At 49.1% G+C, this 17,607-nt stretch carries 19 protein-coding genes, 1 pseudogene and 1 riboswitch; of the genes and pseudogenes, 14 read left to right on the top strand and 6 right to left on the bottom strand.

Annotation, left to right across the window (positions count from 1 at the left end; all coding sequences use genetic code 11):
- The first annotated feature begins 125 nt into the window (after window positions 1-125).
- The 12 genes from ACR6Z4_RS01060 to ACR6Z4_RS01005 all read left to right on the top strand — a co-directional run bounded on the left by ACR6Z4_RS01060 (window position 126) and on the right by ACR6Z4_RS01005 (window position 11,856).
- Window positions 126-2,789, top strand: coding sequence for a sigma 54-interacting transcriptional regulator (locus tag ACR6Z4_RS01060; protein WP_479715347.1), 2,664 nt, complete (start codon window positions 126-128; stop codon window positions 2,787-2,789).
- Between the two features lie 44 nt (window positions 2,790-2,833).
- Window positions 2,834-3,706 carry an alpha/beta fold hydrolase gene (locus tag ACR6Z4_RS01055; protein WP_479715346.1) on the top strand — a complete coding sequence of 291 codons (873 nt, stop codon included), beginning with the start codon at window positions 2,834-2,836 and terminating at the stop codon, window positions 3,704-3,706.
- 706 nt (window positions 3,707-4,412) lie between these two features.
- Window positions 4,413-5,639, top strand: a complete 1,227-nt coding sequence (locus tag ACR6Z4_RS01050; RefSeq protein ID WP_479715345.1) for a sodium-dependent bicarbonate transport family permease — start codon at window positions 4,413-4,415, stop codon at window positions 5,637-5,639.
- Between the two features lie 99 nt (window positions 5,640-5,738).
- Window positions 5,739-6,071, top strand: coding sequence for a P-II family nitrogen regulator (locus tag ACR6Z4_RS01045; protein WP_479715344.1), 333 nt, complete (start codon window positions 5,739-5,741; stop codon window positions 6,069-6,071).
- Between the two features lie 155 nt (window positions 6,072-6,226).
- Window positions 6,227-7,639, top strand: coding sequence for a cation:proton antiporter (locus ACR6Z4_RS01040; RefSeq protein ID WP_479715343.1), 1,413 nt, complete (start codon window positions 6,227-6,229; stop codon window positions 7,637-7,639).
- Window positions 7,640-7,903: 264 nt separating this feature from the next.
- Window positions 7,904-8,239: a cation:proton antiporter subunit C gene (locus ACR6Z4_RS01035; RefSeq protein WP_479715442.1), complete on the top strand. Its 336-nt coding sequence runs from the start codon at window positions 7,904-7,906 to the stop codon at window positions 8,237-8,239.
- Window positions 8,236-9,678: a cation:proton antiporter gene (locus tag ACR6Z4_RS01030; protein ID WP_479715342.1), complete on the top strand. Its 1,443-nt coding sequence runs from the start codon at window positions 8,236-8,238 to the stop codon at window positions 9,676-9,678. Before ACR6Z4_RS01035 ends, ACR6Z4_RS01030 begins: the two co-directional genes overlap by 4 nt.
- The gene (locus ACR6Z4_RS01025; RefSeq protein ID WP_479715341.1) at window positions 9,675-10,058 is read left to right on the top strand and encodes a Na+/H+ antiporter subunit E; all 384 of its coding nucleotides are present in this window, start codon (window positions 9,675-9,677) and stop codon (window positions 10,056-10,058) included. Before ACR6Z4_RS01030 ends, ACR6Z4_RS01025 begins: the two co-directional genes overlap by 4 nt.
- Window positions 10,055-10,312: a hypothetical protein gene (locus ACR6Z4_RS01020; protein WP_479715340.1), complete on the top strand. Its 258-nt coding sequence runs from the start codon at window positions 10,055-10,057 to the stop codon at window positions 10,310-10,312. Before ACR6Z4_RS01025 ends, ACR6Z4_RS01020 begins: the two co-directional genes overlap by 4 nt.
- Entirely contained in the window at window positions 10,309-10,614 is a 306-nt protein-coding gene (locus ACR6Z4_RS01015; RefSeq protein ID WP_479715339.1) for a monovalent cation/H(+) antiporter subunit G, read from the top strand. Before ACR6Z4_RS01020 ends, ACR6Z4_RS01015 begins: the two co-directional genes overlap by 4 nt.
- Window positions 10,604-11,197: a DUF4040 domain-containing protein gene (locus tag ACR6Z4_RS01010; protein ID WP_479715441.1), complete on the top strand. Its 594-nt coding sequence runs from the start codon at window positions 10,604-10,606 to the stop codon at window positions 11,195-11,197. The genes ACR6Z4_RS01015 and ACR6Z4_RS01010 overlap by 11 nt, the downstream gene beginning before the upstream one ends.
- Window positions 11,194-11,856 (top strand): Na(+)/H(+) antiporter subunit B, encoded by a 663-nt coding sequence (locus ACR6Z4_RS01005; protein ID WP_479715338.1) that lies wholly within the window; start codon window positions 11,194-11,196, stop codon window positions 11,854-11,856. The genes ACR6Z4_RS01010 and ACR6Z4_RS01005 overlap by 4 nt, the downstream gene beginning before the upstream one ends.
- A gap of 112 nt (window positions 11,857-11,968) precedes the next feature.
- Here ACR6Z4_RS01005 and ACR6Z4_RS01000 read toward each other — a convergent pair whose 3' ends face one another.
- Complete coding sequence (locus ACR6Z4_RS01000) at window positions 11,969-12,310, bottom strand: transposase (RefSeq protein WP_479715337.1); 342 nt, start codon at window positions 12,308-12,310, stop codon at window positions 11,969-11,971.
- A 95-nt stretch (window positions 12,311-12,405) separates the two neighbouring features.
- Window positions 12,406-13,482 (bottom strand): AI-2E family transporter, encoded by a 1,077-nt coding sequence (locus ACR6Z4_RS00995; RefSeq protein WP_479715336.1) that lies wholly within the window; start codon window positions 13,480-13,482, stop codon window positions 12,406-12,408.
- Window positions 13,483-13,801: 319 nt separating this feature from the next.
- Here ACR6Z4_RS00995 and ACR6Z4_RS00990 point away from each other — a divergent pair.
- Window positions 13,802-13,978: pseudogene (locus ACR6Z4_RS00990) on the top strand (Tll0287-like domain-containing protein); the annotation flags it as partial.
- A gap of 64 nt (window positions 13,979-14,042) precedes the next feature.
- On the opposite strand, the gene ACR6Z4_RS00985 reads toward ACR6Z4_RS00990, so the two are convergent.
- Genes ACR6Z4_RS00985 through ACR6Z4_RS00970 form a run of 4 tightly spaced genes read right to left on the bottom strand, consistent with a single transcriptional unit; the run spans window position 14,043 to window position 16,803 of the window.
- On the bottom strand, window positions 14,043-14,909 hold the full coding sequence (locus tag ACR6Z4_RS00985; protein ID WP_479715335.1) for an energy-coupling factor ABC transporter ATP-binding protein: 867 nt from the start codon (window positions 14,907-14,909) through the stop codon (window positions 14,043-14,045).
- The gene (gene cbiQ / locus ACR6Z4_RS00980) at window positions 14,909-15,724 is read right to left on the bottom strand and encodes a cobalt ECF transporter T component CbiQ (RefSeq protein WP_479715334.1); all 816 of its coding nucleotides are present in this window, start codon (window positions 15,722-15,724) and stop codon (window positions 14,909-14,911) included. Before cbiQ ends, ACR6Z4_RS00985 begins: the two co-directional genes overlap by 1 nt.
- Entirely contained in the window at window positions 15,721-16,041 is a 321-nt protein-coding gene (locus tag ACR6Z4_RS00975; RefSeq protein ID WP_479715333.1) for an energy-coupling factor ABC transporter substrate-binding protein, read from the bottom strand. The genes cbiQ and ACR6Z4_RS00975 overlap by 4 nt, the downstream gene beginning before the upstream one ends.
- 3 nt (window positions 16,042-16,044) lie before the next feature.
- A complete protein-coding gene (locus ACR6Z4_RS00970; protein ID WP_479715332.1) occupies window positions 16,045-16,803 on the bottom strand; it encodes an energy-coupling factor ABC transporter permease in 759 nt (252 codons plus the stop codon).
- 42 nt (window positions 16,804-16,845) lie between these two features.
- Window positions 16,846-16,997, bottom strand: a riboswitch (cobalamin riboswitch).
- Between the two features lie 289 nt (window positions 16,998-17,286).
- Between ACR6Z4_RS00970 and ACR6Z4_RS00965 the strand changes: the two genes are divergently transcribed.
- Entirely contained in the window at window positions 17,287-17,568 is a 282-nt protein-coding gene (locus ACR6Z4_RS00965; protein WP_479715331.1) for a hypothetical protein, read from the top strand.
- Window positions 17,569-17,607: the final 39 nt, after the last annotated feature.

The following is a 17,607-nucleotide window of genomic DNA, read 5'->3' as shown; positions in this document are numbered from 1 at the left end:
GCTGTGCGAAGAAGATGGTCTATTTTTTTACTCATAGGTTGAATCTACTGATCTGGGATGAATCCTGAATGCACTAGCATGATGAGTGAGAAGCCCATTGATCTGTTCCTTCTCGCTGCAATTCTATGCTATCAGTCTCAGACCAACCCTTACCATTGGCTGCTAACGCTTCTAGCCTGGTGACTGTGGACGCGCCAGCGCCTGAAGACTATCGCACTTGGCTGAGGTTGCATCGAGTCTGGGGACGATTACCGGAGGATGCGTTGCACGCGATCGCCCAGTCGTTTCAAAGCTTTCATGTTGCACCCCAAACTCTGATTTACCAGGAAGGGCAAACGCCCATCGGGCTTTACCTGTTGAGAGGGGGAACAATAGAAATCTCGCGGCAGTCCGCCATTGGCAAATCTCTGATTCGCTATCGCAATGCGGGGGATGTCTTTGGCTATATCCTGGTTGCCAGCGCTTTAGAAGGAACGTATCAGACGAGTGCGATCGCCCTGACGACAAGCGAAATTTGGTTTTTGCCCCAGGCGGCACTGCAAACCCTGATTGCTGCTTATCCTGCGATTCAACAGGTGATTCATTCCTTACTTTCGCAAGATTTGCATGAGTATGCTGCCCGGATTGCCTGGGAACAAGTGCGGATTCAAGCGTTGCAGTCTTATATCCAACCGATTCCAACTGAAACCAGCATTCTGGGTACGAGTAAAGCGGCTCAAAAACTTACCGAGCAAGTCCAGCACGCCGCTTCCCAGCTCAACCCTGTGATTTTTCAGGCGCAGGCAGGCACCGGCAAAACCTTTCTAGCCGGGTTGATCCATGCGCGTTCAAGTCTGGCATCCCAACCCTTTGCCGAACTCGATTGTGCCGATTTACCCCGTTCCGCCGATGGTCGGTTGAATACGGATGCGCTGTTTGGCAGAGTGGGGCAGCGGTCGGGCATTCTGCAACTGTTGGAGCGGGGAACCCTGTTGCTCGATAATGTGCAAGCGTTGAGTGAAGGCGATCGCACTCGCTTAGTTCACTACCTCAAAACCGGATTGATCTTGCCCAATCATGGCATTGTCGGAACGTCTGAACTGGCAACAGAACCACCGCAGCCGATTCAATCATGGGTGCGTTTGATTCTGGCATCGCCCCATAAACTGAATTTGCCCGATATCTCTGCCACTGCCATCAAGCTCTTTAACCTGCCGCAACGTAAAGCCGATATTCCAGAATTTGCCCGCTATTTTTTGAACCAGTTTTGTCACGAACAAAATCGTCCCCTGTTGCAACTTGATCAATCCAATCTCCGCCGGTTGCTCAGTTACGACTACCCCGGTAATTTGGCAGAGCTGGCTGAGATTTTGCATCGAGCGGTGATCATGACTCCCCCCGGTCATACTGTCATGCCGGAACAAACTCTGTGGTCGGTGCAATCGACCAGAAATGCGTTTCGGCTGGATTTGCTCACTCATGTATCGGGACTGCGGCGATCGCTGCTCAGTCGCTGGTATCCAGAGGGCATCTGGGTGGTGATGATGGCAGTGTTTGTGCCGATTACGGTGCTGGGCTTCGTCGGTGCTCAAGATCGCGAGAGCAGCATTACGCTCAATCTTTTTTGGGCGTGGTGGTGGCCCGGATATTTGTTTTTGTTTGCTTTTGTCGGTCGGCTCTGGTGTGCCGTCTGCCCGTTTATGATTACGGCTGAATGGGTGCGGCGGCTGTCTCTGTGGCTCGTTCCCCGTCAACAACTGACCTGGAATACACAATGGCTGAACCGTTGGGGAGCCTGGATTTTATTTGCTGGCTTTGTTGCTATCTATCTTTGGGAGAAGCTGTGGGACTTACCCCACCATGCTAATTTGTCTGCCTGGTTGCTGTTAACGATTACTGCCGGAGCCGTGGTTTTCAGCCTGATCTACGAGCGGCGGTTGTGGTGTCGCTATCTTTGCCCGATAGGGGGCATGAACGGCATGTTTGCCAAGCTGTCGATGGTGGAATTGCGCTCGACCCAGCAGGTGTGTGGCAGTCAGTGCAGCACCTTCGGGTGCTACAAGGGCAGTGGAATTACACCAATTACGTTTGCCGATGCCCTACCGAGTGAAGGGCAAGCAACCGAGGGCTGCCCGCTCTATTCCCATCCGGCACAGTTGCAAGACAACCGCGACTGTATGTTGTGTATGACCTGCCTCAAAGCCTGTCCCAATCGATCGGCGCAGTTGAATCTGCGGTTTCCGGCATCTGATCTGCTGGACAATCACCAGGGCTTTTGGGCAGAAGTTGCCCTGCTGCTGTTGCTATTGGGTGGCGTGTTGATGCACCATGCTCAGACCCTTTTGCAATGGCTGGGGTTGGGTGCAATTCCTGTGGATGCCGATCATTTGCTACTGGGGAGTTCGATCGCTCTCATCTTGCTCAGCATCCCCGCTCTGTTGACCTATGCCGCCCATGCGATCGCCCGTTTGTTTGATCCAGAGCAACCCGACTATCTCACCATTATCTACGCCTATTTACCCCTGACATTAGCTGCCAATCTGACCCACTACATCCCGGCTGCCATCACCGAAGCCGGTCAAATCTTGCCTGTGTTAGCGCGAACCATAGGCTATAGCGGCGCACATCTACCGACCCTGACCTGGAACCTGGATGTTGCTCAATTTCTTCAAGGCGTAACCCTGTTGTCGGCACTGGTGTTTAGTCCCTATCCGTTGTTACGAATTACCCAGCGATCGCTACTCAGCAATCTGCCCCATCTGCTGCTAATGTTGGGGCTGACTGCATTCTTTTTCCAACTGATGATTTGATCAGAATATCGTTATCAATTTGACTGATCAATTCGACCACAGTTATGACAAACAACCTATTTTTAACCCGGATTAACGCACAGAAACAGCGTCTCAACTTACCCTCTGTGCATCTATCGTATTTGGAATGGAATCAGGGACAGGAACCCTTGCTGTTATTGCATGGCATGGCAGATCACAGCCTGGTATGGGCAGATTTGGGAGAGTCTTTACAAGACCGCTATCACATCCTTGCACCCGATTTACGAGGGCACGGCGACAGCAGCAAGCCCATCAGCGGCTATCGGTGTACCGACATCATTGCCGATTTAGAAGCATTGATGGCAGCGAAAGGGTGGCAGTCTGCCCACGTGGTATCACATTCCTGGTCGGCGAAGGTTGCAGCCGTTTGGGCAACCCAACATCCCCAGGCAATCAAAAGTTTGGTACTGATTGATCCCTTCTTTATTAACCCCATGCCGCACTGGTTGAAACCGACTTTTCCATTGCTCTACCGAGTTTTGCCCTTTCTTAAAATGTTGGGACCCTTTGATACTCCTCAACACGCCGAGCAACAAGCACGACAATTGAAGCAATATCGCGGCTGGAGTGACCTGCAACAAGCCGTATTTGCAACAGGGATTGAACAAAAACCAGATGGTACCTGGGGCAGCAAATTTGTTGTGCAAGCTCGAGATGAAATTTTTGATGATGTTATGGACGTTGCCGGGTTAACCCAGGCGATCGCCATTCCTACTCTATTCATTCAACCCAAGCAAGGCTTGAATCGCACGGCATGGCAACTCAAACCCTATCGCACCTATCTGCAAAATCTCCAGATTGTCCAGGTTCCAGGGCATCATTGGTGCTTTTTAGTAGAAGCGATCGCCTTTAATCAAGCGATCGCTACCTTTCTGGATGCCCAGTGGTCAGATTGAAATGGGTTAACGAGTAGACACAATCAAAAGGTTTACACCGGGGTGCAGGGGTGGAATCCCTGCGTGGGGGCACAGCCCCCACACCCCATATTGCAAAATTTAGTGTTCTCTGTCCAAGTACAGGACAGAAAATGTAAAACCTCCACGAAATTATCCATCTGTATTTACTCCATTTACTGTCCAAGTTTGCTGCTGATTTTACAGGTCAATCAGACCAAGCAAATTGGTTAGGAATGGGAATTAAATAACTCCGATGATTTGTTGTAGGGGCGAACGCCCGTTCGCCCCTACAAACGATCCAATATTCGATCTTATTTGATCCACGATCCTTAGAACAGCCAATGCCAAGGCAAACTCACCCTTGAGCGTTAACCAAATAAAGGAAAACTTATGGTTTGCATTTGACATTATTTAGCAGATTCACGTGGAGCGATCGCAAATTGGTGCGGATTTAGCGATAAACTTAAGCACGACAATAGATTTAACTCGATGAAAGCTTGGGTTTCGATAGATAAAGGTCTATGCATTGTTGGGCAGGACAACTATCACCTTCCAGCCTCTTTAGGAGGGTGGACAGTTTAAACACCCTGGCGATACGTTCTCACCGAACACCTGTGCTGTAGGGGTGAAATGCTTCTCCCTTACCCTCTAAAGCTCACCTATCACAATGGTCATCCCTCTTCAGAGAGGGCATAAGGAGGTATTCGTGGATTTTTGGTCCTTTTTTCTAATGGACTTTGTTAAGCAGTTGCAGTCCCCAACCCTCGGTTTTTTGATTGGGGGGATGGTCATTGCTGCTCTCGGTAGCGAATTGGTGATTCCAGAGGCGATTTGTCAGATCATCGTCTTCATGTTGCTCACCAAAATCGGTCTGACTGGTGGTATTGCAATTCGCAATTCCAATCTGACGGAGATGATTTTACCCGCAGCGTTTGCTGTAGCAGTAGGGATTCTTGTTGTATTCATCGCGCGCTACACGTTGGCCAAGTTGCCGAAGGTCAAAACCGTAGATGCGATCGCAACTGGGGGGTTGTTTGGTGCGGTGAGTGGCTCTACTATGGCTGCCGCCCTGACGCTCCTGGAAGAACAAAGCATGCAATATGAGGCATGGGCTGCCGCACTTTATCCCTTCATGGATATTCCAGCACTCGTCACTGCGATTGTGGTCGCCAACATTTATCTCAACAAGAAGAAGCGTAAAGCTTCAGGCGAGTCTTTCAGCAAGCAGGAGTCTCTCAGTACCGCAGGAGAATATACCAGTACCACAGGTGCGTCTCTCAGTACTGCAGGTGCGTCTCTCAGTGCCGCAGGTGCCTCTTTCAGTGCCGCAGGCGCGTCTCCCATTCCCGCAGGCACGTCTCCCATTCCCGCAGGTGATTATCCCAGTAGCCGACAAGAGTATCGCAACAAGCAGAAGGCGGCTGATAATCGGGTCAAGATATGGCCGATCGTAAAGGAAAGCCTCCAGGGTCCTGCCCTATCGGCAATGTTGCTCGGCATTGCTCTTGGACTGTTCACCCAGCCAGAAAGTGTCTATGAAAGCTTCTACGACCCCCTCTTTCGCGGCTTGCTTTCGATCTTGATGCTGGTCATGGGTATGGAGGCTTGGTCAAGGCTCGGCGAACTGCGCAAGGTGGCTCAGTGGTACGTCGTGTATAGCGTGGTGGCACCGCTGGTGCATGGGTTCATCGCCTTCGGTCTCGGCATGATTGCCCACTATGTCGCAGGATTCAGCATGGGCGGTGTCGTGATTTTAGCCGTCATCGCCGCCTCCAGTTCAGACATTTCAGGTCCACCCACGTTACGAGCCGGGATTCCGTCGGCCAATCCCTCTGCCTACATCGGTGCCTCCACAGCAATCGGCACGCCCATTGCGATTGGTTTGTGTATACCGATCTTCCTCGGGCTAGCCCAGGCGATCGGTGGCGGCTAATCTCAGATGGGTTGCGGTCTGTCGGCACTCTCTTGGTTGCGGCAGACCCAATAGATCACTACAGCAAGGTCAATATACAGCGTTAAGGAGGTAACCAACATGGCTAAGCCAGCCAAAAAGCTCGTCATTGTCACGGAAAAGATTCTGCTAAAAAAGATTGCCAGTATCATCGATGAATCTGGAGCAACGGGTTATACGGTGGTGGAAACGGGCGGTAAAGGCAGTCGCAACGTCCGCTCGACGGGACAACCCAGCGTTTCTGATACTCAGGCGAATATAAAATTTGAGGTGCTCACTCCAGATCGAGATATGGCCGAGGATATTGCGGATCAGGTCGCAATAAAGTTTTTCCTCGATTATGCCGGCATGATCTATATCTGTGACGCGGAGGTCCTGTACGGGCACAGTTTCTGTGGACCAGACGGCTGTTGAATCGAGACGACGTAGATCCAAAAAGCCGGGCCATGACCCCGGCTTTTTGGTCAACACCCAAAGTATGACTGACTGTCTTTGAGCGGTTGCCTTTTTCATAGCCTCCCGCAGTTTTATGACTCCCTCAAACCGTTAACCTTCATCGCTTGAAACTCATGATTTTGCCCGACTTTTTGTCTCTTTTTAGTGGGGAAATCGACGCTCCCCTGGCTCCGACACCATTCCTGGCAACTGTTGTTGCTGAAGATTCACCCATTATTCTGTCTGGCGTATTACTGACGCTGGTGGTGATTTATCTGGCCAGTAAATTCGGCGCAGAGGTCGCCAGACGACTGGATTTTCCGCCCGTTTTGGGGGAACTGGTCGCGGGTGTGATTGTTGGCATTTCGGCGTTGCACCTGGTGATCTTTCCCGAAGGAGGGCTATCGGCCTCTGACTCGGTGATTATGACGGCGCTGCAAGGCTTGAATCAGTTGACACCAGATGCGTTGACTCGGATCTTTGAGTCGCAAAGTGAGGTGATTTCGGTTCTGGCTGAAATCGGCGTGATTATTCTGCTGTTTGAAATTGGTCTGGAATCCGATCTGCGGCAGTTGAAAGAAGTGGGAATTCAAGCCACGGTTGTCGCCTGTGTGGGAGTCGCAGCGCCGTTTGCGGCGGGCACAGCAGGGTTAATGATGCTCTTTCATGTCGCCGCAATTCCAGCAATTTTTGCGGGGGCTGCATTAACGGCAACAAGTATCGGCATTACCTCTAAAGTGTTGGCAGAGTTAGGTCAACTTAAATCCAAAGAAGGGCAAATCATTGTTGGTGCGGCGGTGATTGATGATGTCCTCGGTATTATTGTTTTGGCGGTTGTCGCCAGCTTAGCTAAGACGGGTGAGATCGATGTCGCCAATGTCATTTACTTGATTGTCAGCGCTACGGCATTTTTGATTGGATCAATTTTGTTGGGAGGTGTCTTTAACAAAAGTTTTGTGGCGATCGTGGATCAACTCAAAACCCGTGGGAATATTGTTATTCCAGCTTTCATCTTCGCTTTCTTTATGGCATTTTTAGGGAACGCCATTCATCTCGAAGCGATTTTGGGGGCTTTTGCAGCGGGTTTGGTACTCGATGAAACCGATGCCCGCAACGAGTTAGATGAATTAATCAAACCCATCGCCGATTTACTGGTACCCATCTTCTTTGTGACGGTGGGAGCGCGTGCCGACCTCGGCGTTTTGAACCCGACAGTACCGGAGAATCGGGCAGGTCTCTTGATTGCAACGTTTTTGATCGTAGTGGCGATTATTGGCAAGCTGATCACAGGTTGGGCGGTGTTTGGACAACCCGGCATCAATCGAGTGGCGATCGGGGTTGGGATGATCCCTCGCGGTGAGGTAGGTCTAGTATTTGCGGGTATCGGCTCCGCTAGCGGCATTCTAGATAAGCCGCTGGAGGTGTCGATTATTATCATGGTGATTTTGACAACGTTTCTGGCTCCACCTTTTTTACGGGTTGCCTTTGGTTCATCCACCAATCCCATCCCAGAACCTGCCACTCCTTTAGAAGCAGCGAGCGAGTAACGCTTTTGCAACGTTACATTGTTGCTCATTACGGGATGATTGCATTGACGCTGCAATCATCCCGTAATGGGCAAAGGCATAATTTTGGGAACCAGGGATAGCCGGAGTGAGCAAAACAAAGCATAATTAAATTACTATCATCTTCTGCCTAATCATAGATAAAAATCAATCTTTTAGATAGTTTTGGCGAACTATACAGGTGTCGTTTGATCTTGCGTGTCGTATTTTCTGAAGGTGCTTATGCAGATGTTATTAGAAGAATCTGTGTTAGAAGCCTGTGCTCTAGCCACTATTTTGTTAGGCTTCTTTGGCATCATCCTAAAGAAGAACCTGGTCATGAAAATCATCTCGATGGATGTGATGAGTACTGGGGTGATCGCCTACTATATCGTCATAGCGGCGCGAGATGGTTTGTTTACGCCTATTGTGACTGAGGGAACGCCACAAGCCTATGCCGACCCCGTACCTCAGGCGGTCATTCTGACAGCAATTGTTATTGGCTTTTCAATTCAGGCTCTTATGCTGGTCGGTGTGATGAAGCTGTCGCATGATAATCCCACCTTAGAAAGTAACGAGATTGAGCGGAATCAAACATTATGACAGTCCTTACTTTGGCCTGGATTGGATTTCCGTTTTCGGTGGGGTTTCTGATTTACCTGTTACCTCGCTTCTCGCGATCGCTTGCCCTGGCTGGCACTCTAGCTTCGGTAGCTTATTCGATAGGGCTATTTCTTGCATCCGAACCCATTACGCTACGGTTACTGGATAACTTTGGGGTTAGCTTGTTGTTAGATCCATTGGCAAGTTTCTTTATTCTGACCAATGCTCTCGTTACAACAGCTGTCATTTTTTATTGCTGGCAGAGCGATCGCTCTCCCTTCTTTTTTGCACAAACCCTGATCCTTCACGGTAGCGTGAATGCAGCACTGGTTTGTTCTGATTTGATCAGTTTATATGTAGCACTAGAGGTTTTGAGTATTGCTGCATTCTTGCTCATTACCTATCCGAGAACCGATCGATCGATCTGGGTTGGACTACGCTATTTATTCATCAGCAATATCGCCATGCTGTTCTATTTAGTGGGAGCAGTGCTGGTTTATAAAGCCCATCATTCTTTTGATTTTGGAGGATTACGGGGAGCACCTTATGAAGCGATCGCCCTCATTTTTTTGGGTCTGCTGACTAAAGCGGGAGTATTTGTATCAGGCTTATGGCTTCCACTTACCCACTCTGAATCAGAGTCGCCCGTTTCAGCCCTGATGTCTGGGATGGTGGTCAAGGCAGGAGTTCTACCGATGGTGCGGTTCGCCCTGTTTCTAGAAGAGATAGATCCAATTGTGCGTTTTTTTGGGGTAGGAACGGCACTGTTGGGGGTGTTCTATGCGGTCTTTGAGAAAGATGTAAAGCGGATGCTGGCATTCCATACGGTGTCGCAGTTGGGCTTCATCCTGGCGGCTCCAGAGGTGGGCGGCTTCTACGCCCTGACCCATGGGTTAGTCAAATCTGCTCTGTTTCTTCAAGCGGGAAAACTACCTAGCCGCAGTTTCAAAGAACTTAACCAGCGATCGCTCCATACTCCCCTCTGGATTGCCCTCGTGATTGCCAGCTTCTCAATTTCGGGATTTCCTTTACTCTCCGGTTTTGGGGCAAAGGTGTTAACTATGAAAAATTTGCTGCCCTGGCAGGTAATTGCGATGAACGTTGCGGCTATAGGCACATCTATTTCATTTGCGAAGTTCATCTTCTTGCCTCACAAAAACCTGGATGAGACAGCTCGGCCCTCTCTTCAACCCGGCTTTTGGGCTGCGATGGTGCTGCTCCTGGGTGGGTTGTTCGCGGCTAACGTGGTGTATTACGAGGCCTATACCTTCGCAAATATTGTGAAGCCGTTAGCCACCATCTTCCTGGGATGGATTCTTTACCTGGCAATTTTCCGGCGAGTGGTTCTAAAACTACCCCGTGTTCTAGAGGAATTTGAACACTTAGTCGGTGTGATGGGCCTAAGTTTAATCGCGCTTTTCTGGATGGCAATGGCATGATTGCACATATCATTTTTCGATTGGTCATCTGGTTCTTGCTCACGGCGAATCTGAGTGTGGCAAATATCATCATTGGTGTGAGTGTTGCATTCCTGTTACCTCGCGGTGCAACGTCACCTACACGACTGAAAGAGTTGCTAAGAGCCATCTGGAAAATTGTTCAAGCCATTCCTCAAGCCTACTCAGAAGCCATTCAACTGATTGTGCAGCCCCATACTCAGGAAGAAATCATTATGGAGCGGGTCAAAGCGAGGCGATCGCCCGGTCTGATCTTCCTGGACATATTTCTGATTACCTTCACTCCTAAAACCACTGTCTTGAAGTATCACGAAGACGGCTGGTACGAAGTTCATCGCGTCTATCGGAGGAACCAGTCATGATTCTCAACCTGGCCTTAATGGCAATGATTGGAGCGCTGCTGATACCGCTCTACGAAGCATGGAAGGATGAGGACATCTGGCAAACCATGCTGGCATTTTCGAGCGTGGCAACGAAAGCGGCGGTGATGATTCTGCTGATTTCAGTGTTGCGGGATGACTGGATGCTGGGTGTGGCGGGCGTCATCATCCTGAGTGTAGGGAATGCCGGATTTATGCTGCTGGCCCATATTCTCAAGCGGATGGGGGACTCATGATTAAGCTATTGAGCTACTTCTGTATCGGAGTTGGGTTAATCTTCTGGTTCTGGGGTACTTCGTCTCTGTTGACTCGGCGATCGGTGCTGTTTAAACTCCACAACCTTTCGGTATCAGACACTCTAGGGTCGATCAGCATCATGACAGGGTTGCTCCTGCTCCGCCCCCGCGAGTGGCCACTCCTGCTCCTGGCAATTCTTTCCCTGGCTCTGTGGAATACGATGTTGGGCTATGTCCTGGCCTATTGCTCTAGCAGCAGCCCCAGCCGTACCCTCAATTTTAGGAGGCGTAGTGATGGATAGCTATGTTTATATCATTGTTGCACTGTTGCCCCTGGCCGCTGCAATGGTGATCTTTCAAACCAACCCTTACCATGCTCTCGTGATTCGGGGCATTTTGGGGGCGATCGCCGCCCTCGTCTATACGGTACTGGGTGCTCCAGACGTGGCTTTAACTGAAGCATTGGTGGGAACGTTGTTAGCCATTAGCCTCTACGCGGTGGCTGTGCGATCGTCCCTGGTGCTGCGGTTGGGGATATTAAAAGATGAGGCTGTTGCTGGCAACGCAACGGAATCTCCCCCAGAACAGTCCTTCCATCAACTCCTGAATGATCTGCGCACTGCATTTGGTAAGCACTATATGCGAGTTGAACTTGTGCCTTACATGGACGAGGAAGATCTACATCAAGCCCTTTTAGACAAGGATGTCCATGCTATTTGTGCTTACACAGAACCGTTAGAAGGGAAAGCACAGACCGAAGCAATGTTTCCCTACACAACAACGACACGTCTCCCTCGTATCTACGAAATTTTGCAAGCCGAAATGGCTTCTACCCCTGTACGACTTAGTCACAACAACTCATCACAAGCGGAGATAAAGGGATGAAATGGGTTTATATTGCCGCAGGAATTGCATTTTTCTTCAAAATGCTGTTTCTGTCTGAAAATCCGTCCCCTACCTTACCGTTCTCCATCGTCGATGCGGTGGTTCAGGATAGCGGTGTACCGAATGCGGTTTCAGGTATTATCCTGCGGAATCGCCTGTATGACACGATTTTTGAAGTGATTGTTTTTACAATCGCCATCATGGGAGCGAAGTATCTCTTATCTAATGAACGGCTACCGAATCGGGTCTACCAATTTAGCGATGAATCTTCTGTTATTCTGGCGCGGTTGGGGGCGACCATCTCTGCCCTGGTGGGAGTTGAATTAGCGATTCGTGGCCATCTTAGTCCAGGGGGTGGTTTTGCGGCTGGGGTCGCTGGGGGAACAGCGATTGGGCTGATTGCCATGACCTCATCTACAGAATGGATGCAGGGGATTTATCAGCGTTGGCACGCCGCTGCCTGGGAAAAGATATCAGTGCTCGTATTTATTTTACTGTCGATAATCACGCTATCCGGCTTTGAACTTCCCCACGGTGATTTCGGTGCTCTCCTAAGTGGCGGAATCTTACCAATCTTAAATATTTTGGTAGCGATCAAAGTAGCTTTGGGATCATGGGCCGTCGTTCTCATATTTATTCGCTATAGAGGGCTGTTATAGCCGCTTCTTATTTCATCATCAACAGGACTTGCACAAGTCCTAATCTGTCGTTTCTGCAAGAGAACGCCGATGATAGCCATTCTCTTGCTTCCATTGTTGCCGTCCCACCTGGTCAATGCACAGACATCTCTACTACCACCTTTCCCATGCGTCGCGATAATGTACTGTGATCCGGTACCGGCAGATCAATCCCCATCAGGGCAAACAAAGATTCTAGGAATCCCTCCGTCTGCCGTCCAGGTAAGTTGAACAACGATTGAACCGTTGCCATCAAGGCAATTGCCCCATCGCTGTAGTGCTTGGATGCGCCCCGTCGTCCACTCCTTTGCTCATTGATCCAGCCTTCAATCACTGCTTCATCAATCCAAAAAGTCAAGCTGCCTCGTTGTTTGAGGGCTGCATCATACTCACGCCAGTTACGGACTCGATAGGATGGTTTTGGCTTCGTTTTCATCGCAACGCTCACAGGGATAGAGGGGCTGAATCTCGGTATTTTACCCGCTATCTCATATCTTTTATGCAACAACACCATAGCAGTTTATAACTTTGCTATGAGCCGAGATGCTCGTCAGTAGCTGTGCTGCATTTCGTCATCGGTTGTTTTGGTTTTTGCCATTGATCAAAAATATCTTTGACTAAGACTTCTCTCAATAGAATCTTTGTGATGATCATCAATGGCAGTGCTAGAAATAACCCTAGAAACCCAAAGAACGTAGCAAAGATGATCTGAGCCAGTAAGGTCGCAGCAGGTGGAAGCGATACCTGTTGCTTCATCATCCAGGGAACAACGATATAGCTCTCAACTTGCTGAATCAGAAAGTATATTCCCACGATGGGCAATGCTTTCCAAGGCGCATCAAGTAGGGCGATCGCAACAGGTGGCAACATCGCGACAATGTAGCCAACATTAGGAATCAGTTCACAGAAGCCAGCCCATAATGCACTGGCTAACCCCAATGGCATTCGCAGTATCCAGAGGCTTAAACCACTCGCGATCGCAACAAACAGCATCGTGACCAGCGTTCCCATCACCCAGTTGACTAAATCAGTTTCACAATCAGTTAAAATTTCATCCACTCGGCTGCGATAGAAAGCAGGGAAAAGCCGAATAAAGGGCTGGCGGTATTGCGAGGGGTTGGCTAAGAACATGACCGTAAGGACGAGGATTAACACCAGCTTCACAACAATAGCCAGTGAATCAGAAATCCACATAAAGACATGCTGGTACAACCGCCGAGTAAAGGGTTGCGCTTGCTGAGATAACGTATCCAATAGCCAATCATCGTCTACCCATTCTTCAGGAACTCTCTCCTGTATCCATTCCAGACGCAGATGTATCTCTTCTAGGGCTTCAGGTAGGAGGAGAATAAACCGCTGTAATTCATCGATAAATGGAGCAACGACAAGACCAACGAAGCTAATAACAATGATCAAAAACAGGGTGGCGGATAAGGTAACTGCACCTCCGCGTGGCATACCCAATCGCTGTAAACGCTGTACGAACCGACCTAAAACCGTTGCTAAAACAACAGAAACTAAGAGCAATAGCAAAACCTGCTGAATGCGCCACAGGACGTAAACAGAGATGAGAATTGTAAATAGACCAATCCACTTTGCAAGATTCACAAATCACCTTCTTGTCTTCGATGCCATAGCGATCCTTTCTGGTTCTAAGCACAGGACAAAACTTTACCCACGCTAACAATTTATGGGAGACGCACCATACGTCTGAACCTTATCAAACTTCTGACGTGTGATTCATCCCTCCACCGCCACAAGTTGGCTGATGTTTCAGACGATGAATATAGTGCTGTGCAGGTTGATTCAGTACGGTGTTGTGGGGCGCTCCGCGCCCCACAACACCGTTTCTGTACTTAACGAACTTGCACACCGCTATATCGCAATTTTATGTTCCTGAAATTGTTGCTTGAGTTCAGGTAAGCATCAGGCAGGAACACGGTATTACCGTCGCATCAACGTCGAACAGAGCTGTCTTGCCTGTCACGGACTTAAAAATCAACGACCGCAATTCGTGAAAGATAATTACCCGCAAGATCTGGCGTACAACTTTCGAGTGGGCGATCTACGAGGCATGTACAGTGCATTGCAAGCATCACCATGAATCCAGTTGAGATCAATCTGGACAGTACCAGGAGAAAAGTTATCCTGACCTGATCTTGATGCAACTACTGGGTTGGTAAACCGTAACGGGTCTGAAAGTCATGAAGCTTTTGAACCAACTGTATCTGTTGATCGGGAGAGAAGTCTCTTCGATGATTTTCAAGCCATGCTTCTATCTGGTTGATTAGCTCTATTGTCATGGGTACATCAAGGTACAGCTGTTCCAGGATCTTTCGTTGAGCAAAAACAGTTTGAGGTGTTCCTTCTAGCACCAATTGTCCCTGATCCATCACAAACACCCAATCTGCCCAACGGTAAATAAAATCGAGATCATGACTGGCGACCAGAATGGTTGTTCCGGTTGCATGAATTTGTTGGAGTTGTTCAATCAGTTCTTTGGTGTGGCGAGGGTCAAGGTAGGCAGTGGGTTCATCGAGTAACAATAGCTTGGGATTGAGGACCATGACATCTGCGATCGAAACGCGCTTTTTCTGTCCCAAACTCAGGGTATGAACTGGCTGATGGGCAAGTTCCTGGAGATCAAACTGAGCGATCGCCTGCTGCACCCGTCGCCCAATTTCGGCTTCTGGTAAGCTCAGGTTACACAGTCCGTAAGCGATATCTTCTTCTACCGTTGTTGCAACCACCTGATGTTCTGGATTCTGAAACACCAGCCCAATTTGCTGACGCAGGTGCATCAAAGAGCGGCGATCGTACTGCATGGACTGCCCTTGCCAGCGAATTGTCCCTTGTTGGGGCTGATAAAGACCATTTGCCAGCAAAAATAAGGTCGTCTTACCGCAACCATTTTGACCAATCAGCCCACAGCGTTTGCCACTTGGGATATTGAGCGTTAACCCTCGAATGGCAGCATGGCGACTATGGGGATAGCGATAGATGACATTCGCAAATTCCAGTATCGGAGCAGACATCAATTTAGCCAGGGAGATATGTGAAGGGTGGTCGTTAGCAGCAGCAGCAGCAAACAGCCGATCGCGGCTTCCAGGATGTGCCGTCGAGACGGTTGGTAAGGGTAGGAGCACCAGACATGCAGTTGTCCATTAAACCCCCGTGCTGCCAGCGTCAATGAGACTTGACGGTAACTCTCTAGCGATCGCTGAAGCAATTGTCCCACCAAAAGACTGAGGCTATGAATGCCGCGTTTCCAGGTGCGATAACCACAGCGAGAATCTTGTGCTCGCCAAAGTTCTTCCGCGATCGCCAAAATTGTAAAAATAAAGCGATAGATCAGCAGCAAAAGCTCAATTAACAGGGCCGGACAGCGCAACTGTTTGAGAACCTGCAACACCTCCGTAAACGGTGTAGTCAGCAGGATGAAATAGAGGCTGCTTGTGGTAGCTAAAGTTCGGGGCAACAGCAAACTCGCCTGCTGCACGCCGGTTTGACTGATATACCCATAAAAATTGCCAACTCCAATACCCCATCCCTGCCACATATCGGACTGCACAGGCAAGACGGCATCCAAACTGACCCCATTCAATACCAGTGCTGGTAAACTCATGCACCAAAAGCCAAATGGGATTAACAACAAGCGAAGATAGGATTTGGGCGGAATTCTGGCATACACCACAATCCAGAGGAACAACCAAACCGTGATCAATAGTTGAACGATGGGCTGGGAGATCAGCGCAAGGAACAGCAGAATAATTGCAAACGCTAATTTGTGGCTCGGCGGTAATCCTCGCAAGCGATTAGTGTAAGCACAGCTATCAATCAAATGGCTCATTTCCGTGAACGATCGCTTGGTTTTTGCGATCGCCCCTGATAGAATCCAATGGCGTACCCCACAACTCCTGCCCCCAGAGCGGCTTGAACCGCAAATAGAAAGCTTTCAATTTCACTACTGGCGGGTTCAAAGAAAGGCTTAAACCAGGGTTCATACGTGGGATTAAGTTCCTGAATTGCTTGCTCTGCCTGGTTATCTGAGCCGTTAAACGCTCCCCGCACAAAAACAAGTGGAACAGCAATCAGAGCCAGAACAGCGATCGCCAGCAGCCAATTGCGTTGTTTAACCGATTGATTTTTAATTGTGGGTTCTGGCATCACTTATGACCCCTGTCTCAATAGCTTCAACGTTTCCAGTTCTTGCTTCCCATAGGATTGCAGCCAATTCCAAACTAAGACCGTGAGTAATCCTTCACTGATGGCAAGCGGTATTTGGGTCACAGCAAAGATACTTGCAAACTTCAGAAATGAAGCCATAACGCCACCCTGGACGGCGGGAAAGGCTAATGCCAACTGAATCGCGGTGGTCATGTAAGTCAGTAAATCAGCGAAAGCCGTTGCACAAAAAATTGCCAGCCGTTGCCGCCCAGTTTGCCGTAATAGCTGATAGACAAAATAAGCCGCAAAGGGACCGACGATCGCCATTGAAAACAAATTAGCTCCCAGGGTTGTCAATCCCCCATGTGCCAGTAAGATTGCCTGAAACAGCAATACGGCTCCCCCCAGCACCGTCATCACGGAGGGTCCAAACAAAATGGCTCCCAGCCCCGTCCCTGTTGGATGAGAACAACTCCCGGTGACGGAAGGAATTTTCAATGCAGACAGAACAAACGTGAAGGCTCCTGACAGTGCCAGAAGTAATTTCAGCTCTGGATGGGCGGTGGTAATACGAGTGAGCGATCGCAAACCCACAACAAGAAACGGTAGTGCCATAGCCCACCAAAAAATGACCCATTGCCAAGGCAAAAATCCTTCAGCAATATGCATGGCGGTGGCAGGAGTGGCAGAACCCAAAACTAAATAACTACTCAAGCCAGCCATTAAACTTAGACTGACCCATTTTCGATGCAGTGTCTTCATGCTGTGCCTCGCAGAGTAAGACTAAGGATGACACCCCTCTAAAGAGATGCTCTACGATTGGCAGGCATCCTGGCTAATGGGGATAGCAAACCATCCTCAATTACAGTTGCGGGACAGCGGTAGACTTTCACTACTCTTTCCCTGTTTCCTCTAACGGCTGCTTCCCGTTAGAACCACATCGCGCTAATCAGTTTAGCACCTACGATCGGTAGAGTTAGAGTCACAGTCACCAAGTTTATTCTAAGCCCAGCCACTTTGACAGCCTGTCTTTTGACAATTCTGTTTTCGAGAGTTATCAGACAATTACAGCAATTTTCAATTGCATAAGCTACAGATTTTTTGTTGTGTGCCGTGCGGAGCGCGGCACACAACAAAAAATCTAAACAGATCCAGGCGCGAAGCGCTGTAGGTACTTTCAAGCTGAAGTGCTGAGATTTTTGTAAGTTTCAAACCTCAATTTAATCTGCGTTTAGGTAGACATCAATGAAAACGATTCGTCTTGGTCTTGTGTCTAGCGTTATTGCTGCTTTGGGCATGATCCTGCTGCCTGTTTTAAACAATCTTCCCAGTGCCTTTGCCCAGCATCGTGAAAGTATCTCCCAGTCATCAACAACAGGTCAGGGACAAACGATTGTGATGCACTTGAATCACAGCACAGATGATCTTCATGCTGCATTTATGGCATTAAAGTTAGGAACAAACCTGCGACAACAGGGCGCACAGGTCATGTTGGTGTTGACGCTGGAAGGAGTTCGTCATCGCTGACAAAAATCAACTCAAGTGAATTTATCTATGCACTTGAAA

The sequence above is a fragment of the Calyptranema fuscum S582 genome, assembly GCF_055793305.1.
This window is presented reverse-complemented; position numbering and strand designations above follow the sequence as displayed.

What these genes read in the sequence shown, in the direction of transcription:
- ACR6Z4_RS01025 (WP_479715341.1), top strand. Translation starts at nt 9,675, where the DNA reads ATGATTGCACATATCATTTTTCGATTGGTCATCTGGTTCTTGCTCACG.
- cbiQ (WP_479715334.1), bottom strand. Translation starts at nt 15,724, where the DNA reads ATGAGCCATTTGATTGATAGCTGTGCTTACACTAATCGCTTGCGAGGA.
- ACR6Z4_RS01005 (WP_479715338.1), top strand. Translation starts at nt 11,194, where the DNA reads ATGAAATGGGTTTATATTGCCGCAGGAATTGCATTTTTCTTCAAAATG.
- ACR6Z4_RS01060 (WP_479715347.1), top strand. Translation starts at nt 126, where the DNA reads ATGCTATCAGTCTCAGACCAACCCTTACCATTGGCTGCTAACGCTTCT.
- ACR6Z4_RS00970 (WP_479715332.1), bottom strand. Translation starts at nt 16,803, where the DNA reads ATGAAGACACTGCATCGAAAATGGGTCAGTCTAAGTTTAATGGCTGGC.
- ACR6Z4_RS01030 (WP_479715342.1), top strand. Translation starts at nt 8,236, where the DNA reads ATGACAGTCCTTACTTTGGCCTGGATTGGATTTCCGTTTTCGGTGGGG.
- ACR6Z4_RS00985 (WP_479715335.1), bottom strand. Translation starts at nt 14,909, where the DNA reads ATGTCTGCTCCGATACTGGAATTTGCGAATGTCATCTATCGCTATCCC.
- ACR6Z4_RS01020 (WP_479715340.1), top strand. Translation starts at nt 10,055, where the DNA reads ATGATTCTCAACCTGGCCTTAATGGCAATGATTGGAGCGCTGCTGATA.
- ACR6Z4_RS01055 (WP_479715346.1), top strand. Translation starts at nt 2,834, where the DNA reads ATGACAAACAACCTATTTTTAACCCGGATTAACGCACAGAAACAGCGT.
- ACR6Z4_RS00965 (WP_479715331.1), top strand. Translation starts at nt 17,287, where the DNA reads ATGAAAACGATTCGTCTTGGTCTTGTGTCTAGCGTTATTGCTGCTTTG.
- ACR6Z4_RS01040 (WP_479715343.1), top strand. Translation starts at nt 6,227, where the DNA reads ATGATTTTGCCCGACTTTTTGTCTCTTTTTAGTGGGGAAATCGACGCT.
- ACR6Z4_RS01045 (WP_479715344.1), top strand. Translation starts at nt 5,739, where the DNA reads ATGGCTAAGCCAGCCAAAAAGCTCGTCATTGTCACGGAAAAGATTCTG.
- ACR6Z4_RS01000 (WP_479715337.1), bottom strand. Translation starts at nt 12,310, where the DNA reads ATGAAAACGAAGCCAAAACCATCCTATCGAGTCCGTAACTGGCGTGAG.
- ACR6Z4_RS00975 (WP_479715333.1), bottom strand. Translation starts at nt 16,041, where the DNA reads ATGCCAGAACCCACAATTAAAAATCAATCGGTTAAACAACGCAATTGG.
- ACR6Z4_RS01015 (WP_479715339.1), top strand. Translation starts at nt 10,309, where the DNA reads ATGATTAAGCTATTGAGCTACTTCTGTATCGGAGTTGGGTTAATCTTC.